The sequence below is a fragment of the Mesorhizobium vachelliae genome, from assembly GCF_033977325.1.
GTDB classification, from domain to species: Bacteria; Pseudomonadota; Alphaproteobacteria; order Rhizobiales; family Rhizobiaceae; genus Mesorhizobium; species Mesorhizobium vachelliae.
The window spans coordinates 524,914-547,443 of record NZ_JAVIIR010000001.1 but is presented as its reverse complement, the minus strand read 5'-3'; the positions used below and the strand labels follow the sequence as shown (position 1 = coordinate 547,443).

General features: G+C 63.6%; 30 protein-coding genes. 12 read left to right on the top strand and 18 right to left on the bottom strand.

Features of this window, described 5'->3' with window-relative positions; translation table 11 throughout:
• Positions 1–18: 18 nt before the first annotated feature.
• Positions 19–504: a DUF1772 domain-containing protein gene (locus tag RFM41_RS02730; protein WP_320246203.1), complete on the bottom strand. Its 486-nt coding sequence runs from the start codon at positions 502–504 to the stop codon at positions 19–21.
• A 104-nt stretch (positions 505–608) separates the two neighbouring features.
• Between RFM41_RS02730 and RFM41_RS02725 the strand changes: the two genes are divergently transcribed.
• Together RFM41_RS02725 and RFM41_RS02720 are read left to right on the top strand one after the other, a co-directional pair.
• A complete protein-coding gene (locus tag RFM41_RS02725) occupies positions 609–1,319 on the top strand; it encodes a helix-turn-helix transcriptional regulator (protein WP_320246026.1) in 711 nt (236 codons plus the stop codon).
• 70 nt (positions 1,320–1,389) lie between these two features.
• On the top strand, positions 1,390–1,761 hold the full coding sequence (locus RFM41_RS02720; RefSeq protein WP_320246025.1) for a VOC family protein: 372 nt from the start codon (positions 1,390–1,392) through the stop codon (positions 1,759–1,761).
• Positions 1,762–1,807: 46 nt separating this feature from the next.
• On the opposite strand, the gene lhpI is transcribed toward RFM41_RS02720, so the two are convergent.
• From lhpI to sppA, 4 genes are all read right to left on the bottom strand, one after another.
• Positions 1,808–2,770, bottom strand: coding sequence for a bifunctional Delta(1)-pyrroline-2-carboxylate/Delta(1)-piperideine-2-carboxylate reductase (gene lhpI / locus RFM41_RS02715; RefSeq protein WP_320246024.1), 963 nt, complete (start codon positions 2,768–2,770; stop codon positions 1,808–1,810).
• 77 nt (positions 2,771–2,847) lie between these two features.
• Positions 2,848–3,180, bottom strand: a complete 333-nt coding sequence (locus RFM41_RS02710; RefSeq protein ID WP_320246023.1) for a DUF1049 domain-containing protein — start codon at positions 3,178–3,180, stop codon at positions 2,848–2,850.
• Between the two features lie 116 nt (positions 3,181–3,296).
• Positions 3,297–3,581, bottom strand: coding sequence for an integration host factor subunit beta (locus tag RFM41_RS02705; protein WP_027165368.1), 285 nt, complete (start codon positions 3,579–3,581; stop codon positions 3,297–3,299).
• Between the two features lie 77 nt (positions 3,582–3,658).
• Positions 3,659–4,615 (bottom strand): signal peptide peptidase SppA, encoded by a 957-nt coding sequence (gene sppA, locus RFM41_RS02700; RefSeq protein ID WP_320246022.1) that lies wholly within the window; start codon positions 4,613–4,615, stop codon positions 3,659–3,661.
• A 291-nt stretch (positions 4,616–4,906) separates the two neighbouring features.
• On the opposite strand from sppA, the gene lptC reads away from it, so the two are divergent.
• From lptC to ptsN, 6 genes are all read left to right on the top strand, one after another.
• Positions 4,907–5,620 carry an LPS export ABC transporter periplasmic protein LptC gene (gene lptC, locus RFM41_RS02695; RefSeq protein WP_430691492.1) on the top strand — a complete coding sequence of 238 codons (714 nt, stop codon included), beginning with the start codon at positions 4,907–4,909 and terminating at the stop codon, positions 5,618–5,620.
• Complete coding sequence (locus tag RFM41_RS02690) at positions 5,607–6,203, top strand: LptA/OstA family protein (protein ID WP_320246018.1); 597 nt, start codon at positions 5,607–5,609, stop codon at positions 6,201–6,203. The genes lptC and RFM41_RS02690 overlap by 14 nt, the downstream gene beginning before the upstream one ends.
• Positions 6,203–7,021 carry an LPS export ABC transporter ATP-binding protein gene (lptB, locus tag RFM41_RS02685; protein ID WP_040997483.1) on the top strand — a complete coding sequence of 273 codons (819 nt, stop codon included), beginning with the start codon at positions 6,203–6,205 and terminating at the stop codon, positions 7,019–7,021. Before RFM41_RS02690 ends, lptB begins: the two co-directional genes overlap by 1 nt.
• 189 nt (positions 7,022–7,210) lie before the next feature.
• A complete protein-coding gene (gene rpoN, locus RFM41_RS02680) occupies positions 7,211–8,740 on the top strand; it encodes an RNA polymerase factor sigma-54 (protein WP_320246015.1) in 1,530 nt (509 codons plus the stop codon).
• A 276-nt stretch (positions 8,741–9,016) separates the two neighbouring features.
• A complete protein-coding gene (hpf, locus tag RFM41_RS02675) occupies positions 9,017–9,604 on the top strand; it encodes a ribosome hibernation-promoting factor, HPF/YfiA family (RefSeq protein ID WP_320246014.1) in 588 nt (195 codons plus the stop codon).
• A gap of 61 nt (positions 9,605–9,665) precedes the next feature.
• Positions 9,666–10,130, top strand: coding sequence for a PTS IIA-like nitrogen regulatory protein PtsN (gene ptsN, locus RFM41_RS02670; RefSeq protein WP_040990311.1), 465 nt, complete (start codon positions 9,666–9,668; stop codon positions 10,128–10,130).
• Between the two features lie 145 nt (positions 10,131–10,275).
• On the opposite strand, the gene RFM41_RS02665 is transcribed toward ptsN, so the two are convergent.
• Both RFM41_RS02665 and RFM41_RS02660 read right to left on the bottom strand, forming a co-directional pair.
• The gene (locus tag RFM41_RS02665; RefSeq protein WP_224513840.1) at positions 10,276–10,533 is read right to left on the bottom strand and encodes a BQ00720 family protein; all 258 of its coding nucleotides are present in this window, start codon (positions 10,531–10,533) and stop codon (positions 10,276–10,278) included.
• A gap of 63 nt (positions 10,534–10,596) precedes the next feature.
• Positions 10,597–11,022: an Hsp20 family protein gene (locus RFM41_RS02660; RefSeq protein WP_320246013.1), complete on the bottom strand. Its 426-nt coding sequence runs from the start codon at positions 11,020–11,022 to the stop codon at positions 10,597–10,599.
• Positions 11,023–11,265: 243 nt separating this feature from the next.
• Here RFM41_RS02660 and RFM41_RS02655 point away from each other — a divergent pair, with 243 nt between their 5' ends.
• Positions 11,266–12,210, top strand: a complete 945-nt coding sequence (locus tag RFM41_RS02655; RefSeq protein WP_320246012.1) for a nucleoside hydrolase — start codon at positions 11,266–11,268, stop codon at positions 12,208–12,210.
• A 27-nt stretch (positions 12,211–12,237) separates the two neighbouring features.
• Here the strand turns inward: RFM41_RS02655 and RFM41_RS02650 are convergent, their stop codons facing one another.
• The 9 genes from RFM41_RS02650 to RFM41_RS02610 all read right to left on the bottom strand — a co-directional run bounded on the left by RFM41_RS02650 (position 12,238) and on the right by RFM41_RS02610 (position 18,951).
• Positions 12,238–12,606: a hypothetical protein gene (locus RFM41_RS02650; RefSeq protein WP_320246010.1), complete on the bottom strand. Its 369-nt coding sequence runs from the start codon at positions 12,604–12,606 to the stop codon at positions 12,238–12,240.
• 75 nt (positions 12,607–12,681) lie between these two features.
• Positions 12,682–13,296 carry a LysE family translocator gene (locus RFM41_RS02645; protein WP_320246009.1) on the bottom strand — a complete coding sequence of 205 codons (615 nt, stop codon included), beginning with the start codon at positions 13,294–13,296 and terminating at the stop codon, positions 12,682–12,684.
• A gap of 93 nt (positions 13,297–13,389) precedes the next feature.
• Entirely contained in the window at positions 13,390–14,841 is a 1,452-nt protein-coding gene (locus tag RFM41_RS02640) for an amidase (RefSeq protein WP_320246007.1), read from the bottom strand.
• A gap of 5 nt (positions 14,842–14,846) precedes the next feature.
• Positions 14,847–15,749, bottom strand: a complete 903-nt coding sequence (locus tag RFM41_RS02635) for a ribokinase (RefSeq protein ID WP_320246005.1) — start codon at positions 15,747–15,749, stop codon at positions 14,847–14,849.
• A 189-nt stretch (positions 15,750–15,938) separates the two neighbouring features.
• Positions 15,939–16,421, bottom strand: coding sequence for a hypothetical protein (locus tag RFM41_RS02630; RefSeq protein WP_320246004.1), 483 nt, complete (start codon positions 16,419–16,421; stop codon positions 15,939–15,941).
• On the bottom strand, positions 16,396–16,956 hold the full coding sequence (locus RFM41_RS02625; RefSeq protein ID WP_320246003.1) for a hypothetical protein: 561 nt from the start codon (positions 16,954–16,956) through the stop codon (positions 16,396–16,398). The genes RFM41_RS02630 and RFM41_RS02625 overlap by 26 nt, the downstream gene beginning before the upstream one ends.
• Complete coding sequence (locus RFM41_RS02620; protein ID WP_320246002.1) at positions 16,923–17,315, bottom strand: hypothetical protein; 393 nt, start codon at positions 17,313–17,315, stop codon at positions 16,923–16,925. The genes RFM41_RS02625 and RFM41_RS02620 overlap by 34 nt, the downstream gene beginning before the upstream one ends.
• 23 nt (positions 17,316–17,338) lie before the next feature.
• On the bottom strand, positions 17,339–17,809 hold the full coding sequence (locus RFM41_RS02615) for a hypothetical protein (protein WP_320246001.1): 471 nt from the start codon (positions 17,807–17,809) through the stop codon (positions 17,339–17,341).
• Between the two features lie 236 nt (positions 17,810–18,045).
• The gene (locus tag RFM41_RS02610; RefSeq protein ID WP_320245999.1) at positions 18,046–18,951 is read right to left on the bottom strand and encodes a methylated-DNA--[protein]-cysteine S-methyltransferase; all 906 of its coding nucleotides are present in this window, start codon (positions 18,949–18,951) and stop codon (positions 18,046–18,048) included.
• 115 nt (positions 18,952–19,066) lie between these two features.
• On the opposite strand from RFM41_RS02610, the gene RFM41_RS02605 reads away from it, so the two are divergent.
• Positions 19,067–19,882: a class I SAM-dependent methyltransferase gene (locus tag RFM41_RS02605; RefSeq protein ID WP_320245997.1), complete on the top strand. Its 816-nt coding sequence runs from the start codon at positions 19,067–19,069 to the stop codon at positions 19,880–19,882.
• 72 nt (positions 19,883–19,954) lie between these two features.
• Here RFM41_RS02605 and RFM41_RS02600 read toward each other — a convergent pair whose 3' ends face one another.
• Positions 19,955–20,449 carry a DUF2244 domain-containing protein gene (locus RFM41_RS02600; protein WP_320245996.1) on the bottom strand — a complete coding sequence of 165 codons (495 nt, stop codon included), beginning with the start codon at positions 20,447–20,449 and terminating at the stop codon, positions 19,955–19,957.
• 22 nt (positions 20,450–20,471) lie between these two features.
• Here RFM41_RS02600 and nth point away from each other — a divergent pair, with 22 nt between their 5' ends.
• Positions 20,472–21,278, top strand: coding sequence for an endonuclease III (nth, locus tag RFM41_RS02595; RefSeq protein ID WP_320246202.1), 807 nt, complete (start codon positions 20,472–20,474; stop codon positions 21,276–21,278).
• A 15-nt stretch (positions 21,279–21,293) separates the two neighbouring features.
• Here the strand turns inward: nth and RFM41_RS02590 are convergent, their stop codons facing one another.
• On the bottom strand, positions 21,294–21,749 hold the full coding sequence (locus RFM41_RS02590; protein ID WP_320245995.1) for a DUF2214 family protein: 456 nt from the start codon (positions 21,747–21,749) through the stop codon (positions 21,294–21,296).
• A gap of 186 nt (positions 21,750–21,935) precedes the next feature.
• Between RFM41_RS02590 and RFM41_RS02585 the strand changes: the two genes are divergently transcribed.
• The gene (locus tag RFM41_RS02585) at positions 21,936–22,490 is read left to right on the top strand and encodes a GNAT family N-acetyltransferase (RefSeq protein ID WP_320245994.1); all 555 of its coding nucleotides are present in this window, start codon (positions 21,936–21,938) and stop codon (positions 22,488–22,490) included.
• Positions 22,491–22,530 lie beyond the last annotated feature (40 nt).

The window sequence follows — 22,530 nt, the reverse complement described above, 5'->3', positions numbered from 1 at the left end:
CTCATTCAAGGTGCGGCATCAGCCATGCCGGACACCGAGCAGGCCGAGAGAAAGCGAAATGAAGCCAAGCGCCTTCGCCGCGGTCACCGCCATGTGGCCGGTTTCCCAACGCAGCCGGACGGCTTCGAAGTTTTCCGGGATCGGCCCCGGCGTCCAGGTCGCGAGGATATCGTTGGCCGGTTTGACGAGGCCGAACCAGAGCGCCAGCGCGGCCGCATAAAGCAATGCGGCGACGAGCGCGAACCGGAAGGCAAACGGCTCTCCACGCAGCATCCAGGCAAGCAGCGCCGGACAGAGGATCGCAGCGATATCGAGCGGGGCTCCGACCACGGCAAAGAGCAGAAACTGACCGTTGAAGACCGTCGCCTCGCGCCACAGCGCCGGCGACCACTTCGTCAGCCTGGGCAGCGATTCCAGCACATGGGCAAAGGACGGTCCAAGGCTGAGCGCCGCGACGAAGACGGTCAGCACCGACCAGAACAGCAGGGTTCCGCGCATCTCCATTGCGGAGACAACGGGAACGGGACGCAGGCGTTCCTTGCGCGACCAGGTCGCTTGCCGCACCGTGCGGCCCGGCTCTATGGTCGATCATCCCTGATGACAGACCAATGTCCCGTTCGGAACGCCTGCTCGACCTGATCCAGATCCTGCGCCGCCATCGCCGGCCGCTGAGCGGCCGCACGCTTGCGGACGAGATGGGTGTGTCGATCCGCACGCTCTATCGCGACATCGCGACGCTGCAGGGGCAGGGCGCGCCGATCGAAGGCGAGGCGGGGCTTGGCTATGTGTTGAAGCCCGGCTTCATGCTGCCGCCGTTGATGTTCAGCGACGAGGAGATCGAGGCGATCGTGCTTGGCTCGCGCTGGGTGGCGAAGCAACCGGACAAAAGGCTGGCGGCCGCCGCGGCGGATGCGCTGGCCAAGATCGCGGCGGTGCTGCCGGATGATCTGCGCGACGATCTCGACGCCACGACGCTGCTTGTCGGGCCGCGCTCGGAAAATGCCGAAGCGATCGACCTCGGCATCGTGCGGCAGGCGATCCGTGACGAACACAAGCTCGGCTTCCTCTATCGCGACGCCGGGGGAGCGGCATCAAGGCGCCTGGTCTGGCCGTTCGCGCTCGCCTTCTTCGACAAGGTGCGGGTGATGGTGGCGTGGTGCGAAACCCGCCAGGATTTCAGGCATTTCCGCGCCGACCGGATATCCGGCCTGACAGCGACCGACATCCGCTATCCCCGCCATCGACAGGTCATGCTGAAGGAATGGCGGGCGACGCTCGATGCGCCGGGCCAGAATGGAGCGAAAGACGCGTGCGGCTGATTGCTGCTGCCAGAATCTGGCAGCAGGCTCGCATATGGTCTCCAAGGTTCAGACACTTTGGAGATCAGACATGACCACGCCGAATTTCGTCATCCTCTATGTCGACAGCCCGGAAAAGAGCGGTGCGTTCTACGCTTCGCTGCTCGGGCGAGAGCCGGTTGAAACCTCGCCGACCTTCGTGATGTTCGTGCTCGATAAGGGTTTCAAGCTCGGCCTCTGGTCGCGCCACACGGTGGAACCGACTGCTGCGGCAGCAGGCGGTGGCGGCGAGCTCGTGCTTGCCGTCGAGAACGCGGCGGCGGTCGATGCCACCTATGCGGATTGGACTGGCAGGGGCCTCAACGTGCTGCAGGGCCTGACCGATCTCGATTTCGGCCGCACCTTCGTCGCGCTCGATCCGGACAATCATCGCCTGCGCGTCTATTGGCCGAATGGGCGGTAGGCAGTAGGTCTATCTTCCCTATTGCCCACTGCCCAATCCCCATTGCCTATTTGAGCGCCTTGTAGACCGCGATGCCTGCGGCGAGGTCTTCGAGCGCGGCGCCGACCGACTTGAAAAGCGTGATCTCGCTGTCGCTTTGCCGTCCCTGTTTCTCGCCGCGGGTAAGCTCGTGCAGGTCGGCGACGATCGCTTCCGGCTTCAGCACGCCTGAGGCCAGCGGCTGGACGATGTCGCCGGCCTCCTTGGTGGCGCCGGCGCGGGTGTCGACATAGACGCGGGCGCGCGAAATGGCGTCGTCATCGCTTTCGCGCATCGTCGGCGTGAAGCCGCCGACAAGATCGACATGGGCGCCCGGCTTCAGCAGCGCGCCCTTGACCAGCGGCGTGTTCGAGATCGTCGCCGAGGTGACAATGTCGGCCTCGGCAAGCTCGGCGTCGAGATCGCCGGCGGCACTTGCCGGAAGGCCTTCGGTGCGCAAGGCGGCGGCCACCTTTTCAGCATTGGCCGGGGTGCGATTCCAGATGCGGATAGATGTGATCGGCCTGACCGCGGAATGCGCCTTGGCAAGGAACGGCGACAGCGCGCCGGCGCCGATCACCAGAAGCCGCGAGGCATCCTTGCGCGCGAGATAGGAGGCGGCGAGCGCCGAGGCGCAGGTCGTGCGCCACTGCGTCAGCCGCTGGCCGTCGATCAGCGCCTGCGGCTCGCCGGTGACGCCGTCGAGCAAAAGATAGAGGCCCATCACCGCCGGCTTGCCGATGGCGTTGTTGTCCGGCGACACGGTGACGATCTTGACGCCGATATGGCCTCCCGCTGAGCTGCCCGCGGCGTTGAAGTCGGTCCAGGCCGGCATCAAAAGCAGGGTCGAGGCGGCGCCGTCCGGCCGCTCGACGGCATGATGATGGCGAACCGGCTGCACCGCGCCTTCGCGGAAAGCGGTGCGCAATGTCTCGACAAGACCCGGAAAGGTCAGCGCGCGGTCGACCTCCGCGGCCGAAATGGTCAGCATCGGAGGCTCCGTAAGATGTTGCCCTGAGACAGCATGATGTCGCCCGAAAACCGCTTCACACTTTTCGGCATCATGCTCTAGTTCGTGGGCTTGGGCAGCGCCGGTCCCTTGGGCGCCGCCGGCGGGCGGCTCACCGCCTGGCGCAGGTTTTCGGCTTCCAGACCGCGCTGGCGCGCGAGCTTGCGGTAGCGCCCCTGCTTCACCCAGGTCGCCATGCTGCCGACGACCATGCCGATGGCCAAGGCAAGGAACAAGAAGATGAAAAGCGGCAGGTTCAGCGTCAGCGCGGGATTGCCGGGATGGAACGGGTCGAGCGTGAAGGCGACGGCGCCGCGATTGGCGACGGCGAGCGCGATCAGGATGATAGCCAGCGGCACGAAGACCACGACGAGAACGAAGCGATTGAACATCAGATCTCCACAGAGAGGCTTCTTAAAGCGCGCATGTCTTTGTCCCGAAACCGGCCTCCACTTTCGGGAGACATGCTTTGAGCGCCAAGATGCCGTCTCAACCGCCGGCGCGGCGCCTATTTGCCGCCGTTCAGCCTTTCGCGCAACTCCTTGCCGGTCTTGAAGAACGGCACCCACTTTTCCTCGACCTCGACGGATTCGCCGGTGCGCGGGTTGCGGCCGGTGCGGGCCGGACGGTTCTTCACCGAAAAGGCTCCGAAACCGCGCAACTCGACCCGGTTGCCCTCGGCAAGCGCATCGGTGATCTCGTCAAAGATCGCGCCGACGATGTTTTCGACATCGCGCAGGAAAAGGTGCGGGTTGCGCGCGGCAATGATCTGCACAAGTTCGGATTTGATCATGGAACGTTCCCCGTAAAACCACTGCAGTCGATTATCAGGATGATTTTATTGCTTTTTTGGCTCGTCCTAACGAGATGTCAAGGGTGCCAGACCGAAACGAGACCGTCAAGAAACAAGCGGTCGGCGCCGAGCTCGTGAATGACATCGCCGCCTGCGTCCGGCAGGCCGAGCGCCTTGGCCGCCAGTTTTGCCATCGACTGGGAAAACAGGAAACCACCACGCCTGTCCTTGTCCTTCCACTCGACGACCTTGAGCTTGGCGTCCACGCCCTTCGTAGCCAGCCAGTCGATCGCCTCCTGCTCGCCGCCGACAGCGTCGACCAGATGGTTGGCCAAAGCCTGGCGGCCGGTGAAGATCGAACCGTCTGCCAGCGCCAGCGCCTGGTCATGCGTCATCTTGCGGCGGTCTGCGACAATGCCGACGAACCAGTCGTAGCTGTCGAGGATCAGCTTGCGCACCATGGCGCGCTCATCGTCATTGGTCGGCTTGAAGGGCGAGGGCGAGGCCTTGAGCGGCGACGATTTCACTTCCTCCAGCTTGATGCCGAGCTTGTCCATGAGACCGCTGACATCAGGGTACTGGATCAGCACGCCGATCGAGCCGACGATCGAGGTCTTGCGGGCAACGATATGGTCGGCCGCACTGGCGATCATATAGCCGGCCGAAGCCGCCAGCGTGCCGACCTCGGCCACCACGGGCTTGTCGCCAGCAAGCTTGCGCACGGCTTCGAATGTCGACTCGCCACCAACCGTGGTGCCTCCGGGCGAATCGATCGACAGGATGACGCCCTTCACCTCCGGCGACTTGCGGATCGCTTCCAGCCTCTTGAGCAGCTCCTCGTCCTCGGTGATGGTGCCTTCGATCTTGACCTTGGCGATATGGGGGACCGCCTGGCCGGTAAAATTGTCGTCATAGACCCAGGTCGAGAAGGCGATGATGGCTGCCGCCAGAACCAGAAACGCGACCACACGCCAGAAAGTCAGCTTGCGGCGCAAGCGGCGGCGGTCGATCAGGTCGTCGGCTCTCATTGCCATCGTCAGCCTCATGGGTCGGTGGGAAAGCACGCTTTTAAAGCAAGCCTCGGCACACGGCTACCGTTTCCTGAAAATGCCCCGCCGTGAAGCGTCGACGTCGGCCTCATGAAAAATTAACGCAACCAAGTCCCTATCTGCTATGAAGTACAGGCCGTTTCGCCGGATTCTTCTCGATTTTGCGGGCGGCAGCTGTCACATTTTTGCAGTTTTCCTCCGCTTGTGCTTGCTTGTAGGTGCCGGCATACCACCTATAGGCGGTGTTTGGGCGGGCAAAGGTCCATTAGAAAAGTCATGTTGGCGCGATCTGACGAAATGAGCGATGCCGCCGAGGCATCGGCTCCGGCGGCCGAAGGCGGCACGCGAGGCGACGCTTTCAACCGCGCGCAGCGGCACTCGCGCCGCGTGCGCGTGCTGAAATTCGCGGTGCCGCTGCTCGCGGTCGCGATCGCTGTCGCCTTTCCGGTCTACTCCTACCTCAAAGCGCCCGTGTCCATCTCGGTGCAGGCCGACGGCACGGCGTTTTCCGACGGCAAGCTGGTGATGGCCAATCCGAAGCTCAACGGCTTCACCAAGCAGAAGCTGCCATACTCGCTGACGGCGACCAGGGCGACGCAGAGTGTCGGCCAGCAGGCCGTCATCGACCTCGACGGCATCAACGCCAAGCTGCCCGTTGCCACCGACAACATCGTGTCGGTCGATGCCGAGCACGGTATCTACAATCGCGACGCCAATACGATGGACCTGACCAGCGACGTCAACGTGACGACGACGGACGGTCTGATGGCCAAGTTCAAATCGATCTTCCTAGACATGGGCAAAGGCTCTATGAAGACGAGCGATCCGGTCGACGTCAGCCGTGGCGGGTCACGCATCACCGCGGACTCGATGTCGGTCGAGGACAATGGCAGGCTCGTGGTCTTCGAGAACCGGGTTCGCGTCAACATAGATCCAACCGCGCTGAAGGCAGCGGGGGTAAACGGTGGAGAACAGAATGCGTCGCAGTAAATCCGCATGGCTTTCGGGCGCTGCTTCCGCATTGCTGTTTTTGGCGACGGCGCATTCCTTCGCGCAATCGACCGCGACCAGCCAGATCCCGGGACTCAAGCTGTCGGGTGACCAGCCGATCCAGATCGAAAGCGACAAGCTCGAGGTCCGCCAGGCCGAGAGCATGGCCATATTCAGCGGCAACGTCACCGTCAATCAAGGGCCTACCCTGCTCAAGGCCGGCAAGATGACGGTGTACTATGTCAAGGATGCCAATACCGGCAAAAGCGCCGCGGCCGGCGCGTCGGCGATGACCGGCGCGGCCAATATCGACCACCTGGAGGTCGAGAACAAAGTCTACGTCAAATCAAACGACCAGATCGCCACCGGCGACAGCGGCACATTCGACATGAAAACGCAGGTGCTGGTGCTCAAGGGCAAGGAAGTGGTGTTGTCGCAGGGCGACAATGTGCTCAAGGGCTGCAAGCTCACCGTGCAGATGAAGACCGGCCTCGCCAATGTCGACGGCTGCGGCGGCCGCGTGATGATGTCGTTCACGCCCCAGAAACAGGGCGCGCAACAGCAGGGAGCGTCGGGCAACTAATGGCCGGCGTAACCTCGCTGCTGGCCCGTCTTCCGGGACGGGCGGCCGCAAAACCGGCTGCGCCGGCGACGGTCGGCACCGACAAGGCGAAGTTCAAGGGCACGCTGATCGCCAAGGGCCTGACCAAGAGCTACAAGGGCCGCAAGGTGGTGAGCGGGGTGACGCTGGGCGTGCGCGCCGGCGAGGCCGTCGGCCTGCTCGGCCCCAACGGTGCCGGCAAGACCACCTGTTTCTACATGGTCACGGGCCTGGTGCCGGTCGACGAAGGCTCGATCGAGATCGACGGCTTCGATGTCACATCGATGCCGATGTACCGGCGTGCCCGCCTCGGTATCGGCTATCTGCCGCAGGAGGCGTCGATCTTCCGCGGCCTCAACGTCGAGCAGAACATCCGCGCCGTGCTGGAAGTGGTCGAAAAGGATCGCAAGGTGCGTGAACGCAACCTCGACGAGCTGCTCGAGGAATTCCACATCAGCCATTTGCGCAAGGCGCCGTCGATGTCGCTGTCGGGCGGCGAACGGCGTCGCCTCGAAATCGCGCGGGCGCTGGCGACGCGGCCGGCCTATATGCTGCTCGACGAGCCCTTCGCCGGTATCGACCCGATCGCCGTCGCCGACATCCAGCAGCTCGTCCGCCACCTCACGGCGCGCGGCATCGGCGTCTTGATCACCGACCACAATGTGCGTGAGACGCTCGGCCTGATCGACCGCGCCTATATCATCCATGCCGGCCAGGTGCTGACGCATGGCCGGGCCGACGAGATCGTCGCCAACGCCGATGTGCGGCGTCTTTATCTCGGCGAGGGCTTCACACTCTGACTGCCGGTTTTTCGGGCTGTGGCGCGATTTTCGAAGCCGCATGGCGGCTTTTCGCTATTTTAGCGCTCGATAACGCTCCGGTAAGCCGCGGCTGCTAGCGTTTGCCTTGACAAGCAAAAGCCGGGCCAGTTTCTATGCCCGACCGAAAAACAACTGTGCGACGCGTAGACGAGGCGTTTGAATCCCATCATGGCGCTGGCAGCCAAACTGCAGCTCAGACAGTCCCAGTCGCTGGTGATGACGCCGCAGCTGATGCAGTCGATCCGCCTGCTGCAGCTCACCCATGTCGAGCTCGAGCGTTTCATCGACGAGGAGATCGAGCGCAACCCGCTCCTGGAGCGGGCCGAGCCGCAGGACGACGCCGCTGGCGACCAGGCCCAGAAAAGCGAGGCGGCGCCGGAGCGGGATTCCGAAGGCGACTGGTTCGAGGGCGAGACGGAGTGGAGCGCGGAAGCGATCTCGCAAAAGCTCGATTCCTCCCTGGAGAACCTGTTTCCCGACGATCCCGGCACCCATGAGAGGCTGGGTCCGGACCTCACGGCGCAGTGGAAATCGGCCGCCGGCGCCGGTGCCGGCGCGGGGTCATCGGAAGGATTCGATGTCGGCGACATGGCGGCGGCTGTCGTCACGCTGCGCGAACATGTCGGCGAGCAGATCGCGCTTGCGTCTCTCAGCCCTGGTGAGCGGCTGATCGCTGGCGAGCTCGCCGACGGGCTCGACGAAGCCGGCTATTTGCGCACCGACCTCGTGGAGATCGCGGCCCGGCTCGGCACGGACGAAGCGGCGGTGGCGCGCGTGCTTGGCGTCTGCCAGACCTTCGAGCCGCTAGGACTTTTCGCGCGCGACCTTGCGGAGTGCCTGTCGCTGCAACTTACGGGGCGCGACCGGCTCGATCCGGCAATGAAAGCGCTGGTCGCCAATCTCGAGCTTCTGGCGCGGCGGGATTTCCAGACGCTGAAACGCATCTGCGGCGTCGATGAGGAGGACCTCCTCGACATGCTGGCCGAGATCCGCGCGCTCGATCCGCGCCCAGGCCTTGCGTTTTCGGGCGGCGCAAGCGATGCGATCGTCGCCGATGTCGAGGTGCGCGCCGCCAATGACGGCAGTTGGGCGGTGGAGCTCAACGCCGACACGCTGCCGCGCGTGCTGGTGGACAATGTCTACTTCGCGCGCATTTCGAGCCACGCCAAGGACCAGGCGGAAAAGGATTTTCTCGCCGAATGCCTGCAGAACGCCAACTGGCTGACGCGCAGCCTCGACCAGCGGGCCAAGACCATTCTCAAGGTGGCGTCCGAGATCGTGCGGCAGCAGGACGCCTTCCTCGTCCATGGCGTTCGCCACCTAAAGCCGCTCAACCTGCGCACGGTGGCCGATGCCATCGGCATGCATGAATCGACCGTCAGCCGCGTCACTGCCAACAAATACATGCTTACGCCGCGCGGCGTCTTCGAGCTGCGCTATTTCTTCACGGCGTCGATCGCCTCGGCCGAAGGCGGGGAAGCGCATTCGTCCGAGGCGGTGCGTGACCGCATCAAGCAGATGATCGACGAGGAAAAACCCGCCGACGTGCTCTCCGACGACGCCATCGTCGATCTGCTCAAGGAAAGCGGGGTGGATATCGCGCGCCGCACCGTCGCGAAATACCGCGAAGGCATGAACATTCCCTCGTCGGTGCAAAGGCGGCGGGAAAAACGGGCGCTCGCGAACGCCGGCCGCTGAAAGCGCGCTACGCGGCAGATTTTCCACAATTCCCGAGCTTGATTGACAAGCCGCAATGAAGTGTCTAGAAGCCCGCCCGCATGAGCGGGGCGGTAATGCCAGCTCGAAAAAGGGTCCGTCAGACACGGCCACGGATGGCCAAGAAGGCGACTTGTGATCAACCGGAAAGTTCGGGTCTAAAATCGGCGCGCATGCCGCTGCGAAGCTTGTGCGCGCGCGCCACGGGTATAAACTCGGCAACAGTTTGAAGCCTGAGCAAGGAAGGTCAGTTTTCAGATGAATCTACGCATTTCGGGAAAACACATGGACATCGGCGATGCGTTCCGCACGCGCATCAACGACCGGGTCGGCGAGGCGATCGAGAAATATTTCGATCGGGGTTTTTCAGGACATGTCACGGTCATCAAATCGGGGTCGCGTTTCTCCGCCGACTGCATGGTCCGGCTCGATTCCGGCGCTTCGCTGCAGGCTACCGGCGACGCCCAGGACCCGACGCTAGCCTTCGAGGCGGCGGCCGATCGGCTGGAAACGCGGCTGCGCCGCTACAAGCGTCGGCTGAAGTCGCGCAATGCCGGCAACGGCAATGGCGAGGAGCCGACCGACATCGCCTACACGGTGATGGCTCCCCTTACCGACGACGAGGAAGACATTCCGGAGGACTTCGCTCCGGTCATCGTCGCCGAATCAAGCATGACGCTGCGGACCATGTCGGTGGCGTCGGCTGTCATTGAGCTCGATACCAGCGACAGCCCGGTTTTCGTCTTCCGCAATGCCGGAAACGACCATCTCAACATCGTCTACCGCCGGCCGGACGGCAATATCGGCTGGATCGATCCGTCGACGACCAAAGTCGCTCAAGGATAAAAAGCCAGCCGCGCGAGGGGGCGACGACTGGCGCGGCAGGCGAGCAAGGGATTTTTCAAGCATGGATCTCAGTGATCTCATCAGCGTCTCGGCGATCATGCCGGCGTTGAAGGCGAATTCCAAAAAACAACTTCTGCAATTGCTGTCGGAGAGGGCCGCGGCGATTTCGGGGATTCCGGAACGGGAAGTGTTCGACACCGTCCTGCAGCGCGAACGGCTGGGCTCGACCGGCGTCGGCAACGGCATCGCCATCCCGCACGGCAAGCTCGCCGGCGTGAAGCGGATCGCTGGCGTCTTCGCCCGGCTGGAAACGCCGGTCGATTTCGAGGCGCTCGACGACCAGCCGGTCGATCTCGTCTTTCTGCTGCTGGCGCCGGAAGGCGCCGGCGCCGACCATCTCAAGGCGCTGTCGCGCATCGCGCGCGTGCTGCGCGATGCCGACACGGTGGCCAAGATCAGGGGCACGCGCGACGCAGTCGCCATCCACGCGCTGCTGTCGGACACGCAGGCCTCGCACGCGGCCTGAAGTTTTGGGATAGAACTTGGTTTTGGGATGAAACCCTTGAGGGGCCGCCGGGAGCGGCCCTTTCCATTTCGGACTGCCAGCAGTCGCTAGTTTAATTGACCATAATCTTACCCGAAAACCGGGTCCCACTTTTCGGGATTATGGTCTAGTGAATGGCGACAGTGGTCAGGTCGTTCTCCAACGCACCGGCCAGCGCCCGGTCACGGGCATCGGAAAGCAGGATCGGCTGGCCGTTGGCGGCAAACAGCGCCCACAGCTCAAGGCCGGGTGCAATTTCCTGCAGGCCGGGGAAGCGGCCGCGCAGGTCGTCGCTCGATACTTTCCTGAGATAGGCGACCGAACCTTCGCCGAGATGGGCGAGCTCGCCGCTGGTCATGGTGATCGTTTCGTCAGTTCTGGTCATTTCAAGCCTCCTTGGCGCGAGGACGCCAGGATCGGCCGCCTCGCATAGAGCCATCGGCAAAGGTCAGTCTTTCACCGATATGTTTATTTTCCGTACCAGCCGCTCGGCCTCCGGCCGGTCAAGATCGACCGACAAAAGGCCGTTCTTCAGTTCGGCGCCGATCACCCGCATGCCGTCGGCCAGCACGAAGCAGCGCTGGAACTGGCGCGCGGCGATGCCGCGGTGCAGGAATTCGCGCTCGGTGTCGTCGGTCTGGCGGCCGCGCACGATCAGCTGGTTTTCCTCCGTGGTGACATCGAGGTCGCTCTCGGCGAAACCGGCAACGGCCAATGTGATGCGTAGCCTCTCGGCCTTGCCGTCAGCGGCGCCGAGGCGCTCGATATTGTACGGAGGGTAGCTGTCGCCCGACTTCGCCAGACGCTCAAGCGTCTTTTCCATCGCATCGAACCCCAGGAGAAGCGGGCTGGAGAAGGGCGTCATTCGACTCATTTGTTACACTGTCCTCTGAAGAGCGACACAAACTGGAAAAACCCGGATGGCATTTTTCCCGATGGTCTTGATATGGTCCGCCGCGCGATCAAGTTCAAGCCACTGAAATCAGGATGACGTTTCGTTGAACCGCCATCCCTGTTTCAGCTCTTAGTTGGAGCATGATCTTGTCCGAAAACCGGTTCCCACTTTTCGGGATCAAGCTCAGAACCCCGCCCAAAAAGACTCCCAAAAGGAATTGAAATGCCCCAGTCCAGAAAGATCATCATCGACACGGATCCAGGCCAGGACGATGCCGTCGCCATATTGCTGGCGCTCGGCAGCTCCGAGCTGGAGATCGTCGGCATCACCACGGTTGCCGGCAACGTGCCGCTGAAACTGACCCAGAACAATGCCCGCAAGATCTGCGAGCTGGCCGGCCGGCCCGACATCAAGGTCTATGCCGGCGCCATCCGCCCGCTGGCGCGCCAGCTCGTCACCGCCGAGGAAGTGCACGGCAAGACCGGCCTGAACGGCCCGCAGCTGCCGGAGCCGACCATGCCATTGCAGGAACAATACGCCGTCGATTTCATCGTCGAGACGCTGATGCGCGAGGAAAGCGGCACGATCACGCTCTGCCCGCTCGGACCGCTCACCAACATCGCCCTGGCGCTGATCCGCGAGCCCAGGATCGCGCCGCGCATCAAGGAAATCGTTTTGATGGGCGGCGGCTTCTTCGAGGGCGGCAATGTCACGCCGGCCGCCGAATTCAACATCTATGTCGACCCGCAGGCCGCCGACCTGGTGTTCAAATCGGGCATTCCGATCGTGACGATGCCGCTCGACGTCACCCACAAGGCGCTGACCTCGTCCAAGCGCATCCAGGCTTTCCGCCAGCTCGGCACCAAGGTCGGCACCGCGACCGCCGAGATGCTGGAGTTCTTCGAGCGCTACGACGAGGAAAAATACGGCACCGATGGCGGGCCGCTGCACGATCCGTGCGTGATCGCCTATCTCCTCAAGCCGGAGCTGTTCAAAGGCCGCCGCTGCAATGTCAGCGTCGAGACCTCATCCGAGCTCACCATGGGCATGACGGTGGTCGACTGGTGGGGTGTCACCAAGCGGGAGAAGAACGCCATGGTGATGCGCGACATAGACCATGACGGCTTCTTCGCCCTGCTGGTGGAGAGGCTGGGGCGGCTGAACTGATCGTCGAGGATCACCAGGTGCGCGCCGTCACCCGTTGAGCAATCGATAGGTGTCGGCGTTGTGTTTGTGGTGCTGCCGCTCAATGGGGATTGCCGATCCGATAAGGTGCGGTGTCCCCACCTCATCGTCAATCGATATGAGCGTATCGTCATCGAGGCGCACGTCATAGGTGTAATATAGTCCGCGGCCGACAGTGAATTTCGGATTGACGGGCGCCGGCCTGATGTATTCAACCACGCCCATCACACGCTGGGTGCCGATGACCGGATCGAACTCAAGCCGGATAATTGCGGCGCTTCGCATCAGTGCAAAAACGCAGAATACAGCTACAATTTTAACGGCATCGCTGTATTCGTACTGCCAAATAAGCAAGCGATTCCGGAAGGACTTGTTCATGACTAAGAGTTGTGAGGGCGCTCACAACTCTTCAATATGCTTCCAAAAATAATTTCGTATTGGCGAAGTCGCTGTTCACTTCGCCTTCGAGAACGCCAGCCACAGCCCGCCGCCCACCAGGAAGCTGCCGCTGATGCGCGACATCAGCCGGACTCGGCTGGCCGACAGCAGACGGCCGGCGCGGCCGGCGGCAAGGGCATAGGTCGAGTCCGACATGGCGGCGAAGATCATCGCGGTCAGGCCCATCACGACGATCTGCAGCGTGTAGTTGCCCTGCGGGGAAATGAACTGCGGGAAGAAGGCGCCGAAGAACACCAACGTCTTCGGATTGCTGACGGCGACCAGGAAACCCTGCAGGAAGAAGCCGCCGCGCGGCTTTTTCGCCGACCCGTCGGGGTTCAGTGTGCCCTTGGCGCGGAACATCTGCACGCCCATCCAGATCAGGTAGGCGGCGCCGATCAGCCGCACCCATTCGAACCAGTGGCCCATGCCGGCGATCAGCGTGTTGAGGCCGATGCCGACGATGGCGATCATGATGGCGAGCCCGGCCTGGGTGCCGGCGACGTTGGCCAAGCCCGCGCGCGAGCCATGACGGATGCTGTTGGCGATGATCAGCGTGACCGTCGGTCCCGGCACCAGGATGATGACGATGCAGGCGACGACATAAGTGGCGTAGAGTTCCAGCGACATGATTTCCCTCGAGCAGGACAGCGCCGACTTGGGCGGAACGCGATCAATGCACGGGATTGAAGCCGGCGCAAGCTGGTCGGGCAGGGCGGCCTGTCAGGCAGCCCCAGCCGACCAGGGCAGCGTCGCCTCATAGGCGACACCGGCCTTGAGCACGGCGAGGTCGCCGCGCGGCCGGCCGATCAATTGCATGCCCATCGGCCGGCCCTTATCGTCGAAGCCGGCCGGCACGTTGAGCGCCGGGCAGCCGCCCAGCGTGGCGAAGACCGAGACCTGCATCCAGCGGTGATAGCTGTCCAACGTCCGCCCCGCGACCTCGCGCGGCCAATGGGTGGTCACGTCGAACGGGAAGACCTGCGCGGTCGGCAGGGCGATAAGGTCGAAGCGCTCGAACAGCGCAAGCAGCGTTCGGTGCCAGGAGGTGCGTCGGACGCTGGCGGCGTGGATTTGCGGCGCGGTGAGGCGCATCGCTTGCTCCACTTCCCAAACCGCTTCAGGCTTCAGCAGTTCGCGTTTTGCCGGATCGTCGTAATGCGCCTTCAGCCCGCAGCCGCTGCTCGCCTGGCGCAAGGTGACAAAAGCCTGCCACAGCGCCTCGAAATCGACATCCGGAACCAGGGCTTCGCTGTGGAAGGAAGCATCGGCGAAGCGGGCAAGCGCAGCCTCGCAAAGGTCGAGCACGCCCGGTTCCGTCGGCAGGTGGCCGCCGAGGTCGCCCAGCCAGGCGACACGGCCGCCGGCCGCTTTCGCCGCAAGGCCGTCGAGGAACGACCCTTCCTTGGCATGCGACAGCGGCGCGTGCGGGTGATAGCCGGCCTGTTCGTCTAGCAGCAGCGCGATATCGCGCACGCTGCGGCCCATCGGTCCTTCAACGCCCATCTGGGCGTGGAAGACATCGATGTCGGGGCCGGCGGGCACGAGCCCCTGGGAGGGACGGAAGCCGTACACGTTGTTGTAGGCTGCCGGATTGCGCAGCGAGCCGCCGAAGTCGCTGCCGTCGGCGATCGGCACCATGTCGAGCGCCAGCGCCACGGCCGCGCCGCCGCTCGAGCCGCCGGCGGTCAGCGCGGGGTCGAAGGCGTTGAGCGTCGGCCCGAAGACCGGATTGTAGGTGTTGGAGCCCAGCCCGAATTCCGGGACATTGGTCTTGCCGATGATGACGGCGCCGGCCTTGCGGATGCGCTCGACGAAGAAGTCGTCCGTGTCTGGAATGAAATCGGCGAAGATCGGCGAGCCGAAGGTGGTTCTGAGCCCCTTGGTCAGGGCCAGGTCCTTGATGGCGATCGGCAGGCCGAACAGCGATCCGGCCTCGCCGCCGCGGGCCAGATGGGCATCGGCCCTGTCGGCCTCGGCCAGGATGTCGGCGCGCTCGCGCAGCGATACGATGGCATTGACCAGCGGGTTCACGGCCTCGATGCGGTCGAGGAAAGCGCTGGCCACGTCGCGAACCGAAAAGTGACGCTGCCTGATCCTGTCGGCGAGCTCGACGGCGGAGAGGCGGCATATGTCGCCGGCCGGCGACACGGCATGTTTGGTGACGGGACGCATGGCCGTTACCGCTCCGCCAGGGCGGCGTCGACATCCTTTGCCAGCGGGATTGCCGGTTGCGCTCCTGGCTTCAGGCAGGCGAGCGACCCTGCCGCGGCGGCTCGGGTGAGCGCTTGCTCAAGCGACAATCCGGACGACAGGCCGGCGCCGAAATAGCCGCAGAAGGTGTCGCCGGCGCCGACAGTGTCGACCGGGGTGATCTTCAGCGCCGGAACGGTGAGGAAATCGTGAGGCGTGGCGGCTAGCACGCCGTCGCCGCCGAGAGTGACGACGATGGCGCGGCCCGTCTTTTGAGCATAGTCGCGCATGCGGGCAGAGCGGTCGCGCCCGGAAAGCGCCAGCGCTTCGCCATAGAGGTCGAACTCGGTTTCGTTGGCGACGGCAAAGTCGGCTTTGCCGACGAAGCCGGCGGCCTCCGCACGGAAGGGGGCGGTGTTGAGCACGCTGACCGCGCCCGCCGCGCGCGCCGCGTCGAGCGTAGCTTCGACCGTCTGCAGCGGGATCTCATGCTGCAAGAGCACCACGTCGCCCTTTTTGAGGAAGGCCTTGGCGACATCGCCCGGCACCACCGAATCATTGGCGCCCGGCACGACGGCGATGACGTTTTCCCCGTCGGCGCCGACAAGGATCAAGGCCGTGCCGGTGGAGGCGAAGCTCTCGCCGACCCCGGACAGATCGACATTGCCGGCCTTGAGAAGGGCGAGCGCCTCGGCGGCAAAAGCATCCTTGCCGACCGCGCCCACCATGCGCACCGGCGCGCCGGCGCGCGCGGCGGCCAGGGCCTGGTTGGCGCCCTTGCCGCCGGGCGCGGTGGCGAAGCCGGAACCGCGCACCGTCTCGCCGGGCTCCGGCAAACGGTCGACATTGGCAATGAGGTCGAGGTTGATCGAGCCGACGACGATAATCAAAAGACTGCCTCCCGTTGAAGCGGGTCAGCCTGCGCTGAACGGTGCACCTGCTCCAAGATTCTGCTTTTGCGCAATTCCAGTGAAATACGCAAAGTGCTTTTCCTGGAATTGCGGGTTGGGCGCGAAGCTAGCCGCAAAGTCCGCCGGTTGCCAGATCATGTCGTCGCTGGCGCGGTCTGGCCCACAGCATCATTCGCAACGGACAGTGACCTCGGCCTGGTAACTGCCTGCCGGGAAGATGCCCGGCGACTTCGTGGCGGTCAGATCGACCTGGATGGTGTGAGTGCCGTTGGTCAGCTTTTGCGGTGAGCTGCCCGGGATATCCAGCCCTGACCCGTCGAGGCGGAAGACGGAGGCGAAGGAGACATTGGTGTCGCCGCCGTTCGGCGCGGAGATGAACGCGGCCGGCGCCAGCGCGGAAACGGAATAGCAGTCCAAGAGGTTGAGGATGGTGCACAGAAGCGAGCTTGCGGTGATGGTGGCGCCGGCGCTCGAACCGCCCGCCTGCTTGGAGCCCAGGGTGTTGATGGCCAGGTTCGATTTCATTGTTCCCGAGGCGCCAATCACGATCGTGCAGGTGCCGACGATCGCCGCCTGTGCCGGGAGACAGAAGCAGGCGAGCGCTGCTATAGCCAACGTGGCTCGACTATTTCCGCTTCTTTTTCTTCTCACTGCCGGTCGTGCCTCTGATGCTCCAGCCCTCATTGGCCCATCCCGTCGACGTCGCCGAGCGAGCCGCGGGAGTTGCGGAAGCTGTTGCAGCCGTGGCCGGGGTGGTCGTCGTGCTCCCCGTCGTCTGGCCATCGGCGCCGAGGCCCATTTTGAGGAGCTTCAATTCCAGTTGCAGGCGCTCAACCTCCAGCTCGTAGAGGCGGCTGCAATCGACGCGTTTCGGAGTCCGCCCGATCGGGATCACCACGCGGCCGTATGTGGCGATGTCGCTGTTGGCCTGGTTGCTGCTGTTGTTGCCACGGATGACGCCAAGGTCGAGATAGGCACCGCTGCCGGAGACGGCTGAGCGGCAGGTCGTGCCGTCGCTGGCATGAACCTCATCCTGGCCCTGAGGCAGGCTGACGCCGGGCAGGCTGAAACCCGTCTGGTTCTGGTTCAGGTTCAGAATATCCTCGGCAAGCCCCTGACTTACGACAGCCAGGACGGGCAGCAAGGACAAGGTCAGAACCTGCGATGCCCGAAAAACTTTCCGCATATCTGCGCCCTTATCTGCGTCTGCTCGCCGGGGAAAGGGATACTCTCGGTACAGATACGCACCTTGCGATCGGTCTGGCCCTCGAACGGGACGACGACAAGGACCGGGCGCGAGGCCTGGCCCGCAAGGAGGAATACGCTCGGCGTGATCGTGGCCTCGACAGGCCGGAAATCCTGGTCGTAGACGTGAACCTCGACGCGAATTCGCTTATCGTAGGGATTGCCTGGGAAGACGCGCACCGCGAAGGCATCGGTGAAGGACCTGACCTCGCCTCGCATCGGCGTCATCGACTGGGCCGACGCCGCAACAGGGAGAAGGCCGACGGCAAGGGCCGCCGCGAGAATTCGAACCTGTGTCAAGGGCTGCTCCTTTCGCGATGGGACTATTCGCAGCGCACCGTCACGGTCGCCTGATAGTTGCCGGCCGAGAAACGGTTGGTGCCGCTCTTGGTGCCTGCAAGGTTCACGGCGGCCGTCGAGGTGCCTGGCACTGTGAGCGCCGTCGCGGTACCGGTTTCCGCGATCGTCTGGGCGCCGGTGGTGGCAAAGGTCGGCGTCCAGGTGGTGCTTGTCGTGTCGCTGCTGGGCACGGTGGTGCTTGTGACGGGATCGACGCTCAGCGTAACGCCGCCCGTGGTGTCCACCTGGACACTGCCTGCCGAGCCGCCGCTGTTGTGAGAACTCAGCGATTGCAGGTTGCTGCTGACGGTCATGGTGCCATTGGAGTTGACGGTCAGCGTGCAGGTGGCGGTCACGGTACCGTTGAAGATGACATTTCCGGTGGTGGCCGATGCTGGCTGGCCAGCACAGGCGACCACCAGGGCCGCAGCCATTGCGGCGCGGAAGAAATTCATTGGGACCCCTCTTTCAAGCCGGATGGGCCGGCTCAAACACAGGGATATCATCTATTCATCATAGTTAATTTAGTGTTAACTAAAATAATAGACGAAAGCAACCTAAAAAGCAACCGGCGAAACTCCAGGTTGTCGCCGGTTGCGTTCGATGAATAGATTCCATAATTATTTAGATTTAAAATACTTTATACTGAAACTGGCGACTTTCCGCAAATGGAACGAAAAAATCGATTGTTTCAGGACCCTACTTGCCCCGCTTCCCAGCCGAGGATGGCGCGCTTGCGCGTCAGGCCCCAGTGATAGCCGGTGAGCGCGCCGGACTTGCCCAGCGCCCGATGGCAAGGCACCACGAAGGACATCGGATTGGCGCCGACGGCCGCGCCGACGGCCCGGCTGGCACTGGGATGGCCGATGCTTGCCGCGATCGAGGAATAGGTGCAGGCCCTGCCCATCGGGATGCGCAGCAACGCTTCCCAGACGCGAAGCTGGAAATCGGTGCCGATCATCACCACGCGCAGCGGTTGGTCGGCGCGCCACGTCGTCGGGTCGAAGACCCGCGCGGCGTAAGCCTGGGTGGCTGACATGTCCTCGACATAGGTCGCGTTCGGCCAGCGGCCGGACATGTCGGCGAAGGCAGCCCGCTCGCCGCCGGCGTCACAGAAGGCGAGGCCGGCGAGACCCCGGTCGGTGACCATGATGAGCGCGATGCCGAAAGGCGAGATGTGATAGCCGTAGCGGATGGTGAGACCCGCGCCCCGGGTCTTGTAGTCGCCGGGCGACATCGCCTCATGGGTGACGAAGAGGTCGTGCAGCCGGCCGGGGCCGGACATGCCGAGCTCGAACGAGGTCTCCAGGAGCGGCATGCCGGAATCGAGCAGCCTGCGCGCATGGTCGAGCGTCACCGCCTGCAGGAAGGCCTTGGGCGACAGGCCGGCCCAGCGCGTGAACAGCTTCTGCAGGCCGGTCGGCGTCTCGCCGACTTCCTCGGCCAGCACCTCCAGCGAGGGCTGGTCGCGATAGTCGAGGCTGATCTTCTCGATGGCCCGGCGCACGACGTCATAGTCGCTGCCTTCCGGCGTGATGTCGTTCTCAAGGATCGCGGTCGGTTTCATCCGCGTATTCATGGTCATCTGAGCGTTCATGGCAATATCTCCTTGACCGCGAATATCGGTCTTCCAAAGCTTTGCCACCACCCGAAACTTGCCTTCCCGCCGGCCGCACCCAGATAGAGTCAGCTTTGGAACGAAGAGGACAATCATGGCCGGTGAAAAGGTCGATCTGACCGGGGCGAGGGAGACCTTGTTGATGACGCTCTACGGCAAGGCGCTGGAGAGCCGGCTGCCCAATTCATTGCTCCAGGATCGCTTCGCCGACGAAGCCGTGCGCAAGATCGACTATGATTTCTCGAGGCTCAAGGTCGACGCCAATCTCGGGCTGGGTTTTGCGATCCGGGCGAAGACACTGGACGTGTGCGTCGCGGATTTCGTCGCAAGATATCCGGATGCGATCGTGCTGCATCTGGGATGCGGGCTCGATACGCGGATTTTTCGGGTCGACCCACTGCCAGGCGTCGACTGGTTCGACGTCGATTATCCGGAAGTCATCGCGCTCAGGCACAAGCTCTACCCGTCCAGGGATCGTTACCATCCGATCGCGTCCTCGGTGACCGAACCGGACTGGCTGGCTGACGTGCCGCGCAATCGCCCGGCGATCGTGGTGGCCGAGGGGCTGACGCCGTATCTCGCCGCAGACGAGGGGCCGCGGCTGTTTGCGCGGCTTGTCGCGCATCTCGCCGGCGGCGAGTTGATGTTCGACGCCTATAGTCGTTTCGGCCTGAAGCTGATGCGCCTCAATCCGGCCATCAAGGCCACGGGCTCCGAAGTCCATTGGGCCATCGAGGATCCGCGCGAACTGGAGCGAGCCATCCCGAAACTCCGCTTCATCGGCGAGATCCCGTCCTACAAGCCGGAGCCAGGGGCGAGGCTGGGCTGGTCCGCGCGCTTGTTCGTTGGCCTCTGGAAGCTCATCCCCGCCATGCGCAAGGTCGGCAGGCTGCTGCGCTACCGGTTCTGATACGCTTGTCTGATCTTGTCCGAAAACCGGCGTCACTTTTCGCTGACGCGGACCTTCGGTTCGGGATTATGTTCAGCGTGTCTTGGCGGTGGCCAGCGCGCGCGAGAAGGCGGTGGCGAAACTTTCGCGGTCGTCGGGATTGAGAAAGCCGCCGATCGCCACGCTCTTGCCCTGCGCTTCCACCGCCATTTTGGTGATGCCGATCTCGCTGTGGCGGGCGATCGAAAACCGTGTCCAGAACGGATTGAAGCGGTGGCTTTCCGAGCGGCCGGAAGGGGCCGTCTTGCGGATGTCGAGGCTGGTGCGCGAGACGGATATCTCCTCGCGGGCGCGCGCGGCGCGGTAATTGGCACGGAAGGCGATGTAGACGGCGATCACGTCGAGGCCGAAGAAGCCGAACACCGGCCAGGCGCCATGCGCCAAGAAGAATGCGCCGGTCACCGCCCAGCCGAACAGAAGCGCTCCCATCAGGATCAGGAAGCCGGTGCGGCCGAGCGAGCGGTGCGGCGTCAGCAGGGCCTGGAAAAAAGGCTCGTCGGCCTGGAACGAGGCGTTTGTGTCGCTCATGAGGGAATATTATAGGAAGGAAATGGCGCCTCCCAAGTCGAAAAAATCCGCAGCTGTCAAAAAACCTCAACCCGCTCTTGCCGGCAACGGCCGGGCGCCCGGTGCACGGCCGCGAAAAGCCGCTTCCCGGTCGCTCTACAACGCCGCCGAGGTGCACGAGATCTTCCGGCGCTTTTCCGTGCAGCGGCCAGAGCCGAAAGGCGAGCTCGAGTATGTCAACGCCTTCACCCTGCTGGTCGCGGTGGTGCTCTCGGCGCAAGCGACGGACGCCGGCGTCAACAAGGCGACGAAGGCGCTGTTCGCGGCGGCCGACACGCCGGCGAAGATGCTGGCATTGGGCGAGGCCAAGGTCGGCGACTATATCCGCACCATCGGTCTATGGCGCAACAAGGCCAAGAACGTGATCGCGCTGTCGAAGGCGCTGATCGACGACTATGCGGGCAAGGTGCCGCAGGATCGCGACGAACTGGTGAAGCTGCCGGGCGTCGGGCGCAAGACCGCCAATGTCGTGCTCAACGTCGCCTTCGGCCAGCACACGATGGCGGTCGACACGCATATCTTCCGCATCGGCAACCGGATCGGGCTGGCGCCCGGCACGACGCCGGAACAGGTCGAACAAGGACTGCTCAAGGTCATCCCGGCCGAATATATGCGCCATGCGCATCACTGGCTGATCCTGCATGGCCGCTATGTCTGCAAGGCGCGCAAGCCGGACTGCCCTGCCTGCGTGATCGCCGATATCTGCAAGTCGAAGGAAAAGACAACCGACATACCGGCGCCGCTCGTGCCGATCGCGCCGCTGGATGAGACCTTTCCGGCCGAGGCTTAGAGAGCTTCTTCTGCTCTAATAACCGTAGCCGCGCGCCATGGCCGCGGCAAAGACCGGAATGAGCAGGAAGATGAAGCCTTCGGCGCGGACATAGTTCTTCACCGAAGCCAGTTCGGCGGCCGGTACCGCGAAAGAGGGGTTGCCGCTCGCCTGCCTGTTCCAGGAGAGGAAGCGCATGGTCGGCACGATGGACAGCAGGCCGACGATGGCGAAGGCCACCATCTTTGCCCAGAACACCCAATTGTAGACGTAGAATTCCCAGCCCTTCAGGCCGAAGAACACCCGGCAGGCGCCGACGATGACGATCAGCGCGGCAATGATGCCGTAATGACGGTCGATGCCGGCGAGGCGCTTCAGCGTCGCCGCGCCCAGATCGCCGCGCACCAGCACGAATTCGGCGCCGATGATGCCGGCCAGCGAAAACACCAGAAGGTGATGGGCGATTGCCAGCAGAAGGTCGATGGTGTCCATGGTTCTTCTCCGGTCGACTTGCGTTTTGGGATCGGCTCCGCGCGCAAACTAGCATCGGCAGGCGAAAAGCCCATAGCGATGCAGCCGTGCCATGGCCGTTATGGTTGGAAGAGCCACCGCGTTGTCCTGGCTCTTGTTCGAACGCGCTGGTTTGCTAGGCGCTGCTACCTCAATGGAGGGAATGCCATGAGCATCAAGACGGAAGCCGGCGTGCCGATCCTCGAGACGGCGCGCACCGTTCTGCGGCCGCACAGGCTGGGCGATTTCGAGACCTATGCCGCCATGTGGGCGGAGCCTGCCGTCACCCGTTTCATCGGCGGCAAGCCGCGCACCCGCGAGGAGAGCTGGATGCGCTTCCTGCGCCATGCCGGCCTGTGGTCGCTGATCGGCTACGGGTTCTGGGCGATCGAGGACAAGGCGACGGGACGCTTCATCGGCGAGGCCGGCTTCCATGACCTGAAGCGCGAGATCGAGCCTTCGATCGAAGGCGTGCCGGAAGCCGGCTGGGCCTTGGCCTCGGAGGCGCATGGCCGCGGGCTTGCGAGCGAGGTCGTCGGGCGGATCGTCGCCTGGGGCGACGAAGCGCTCGGCCAGGCGAGAACCGTCTGCATCATCGATCCGGAAAACGGCGCCTCGCTCAAGGTGGCCGAAAGGAACGGCTATCGCGAGATTTTGCGCACCACCTATCACGACAAGCCGACCATCCTTCTGGAGAGGCCGGCCGGGGGAGCGCTTACCTAGCGCATTTCACCGTTTCATGGAAACGGCGAAACGCGCTATC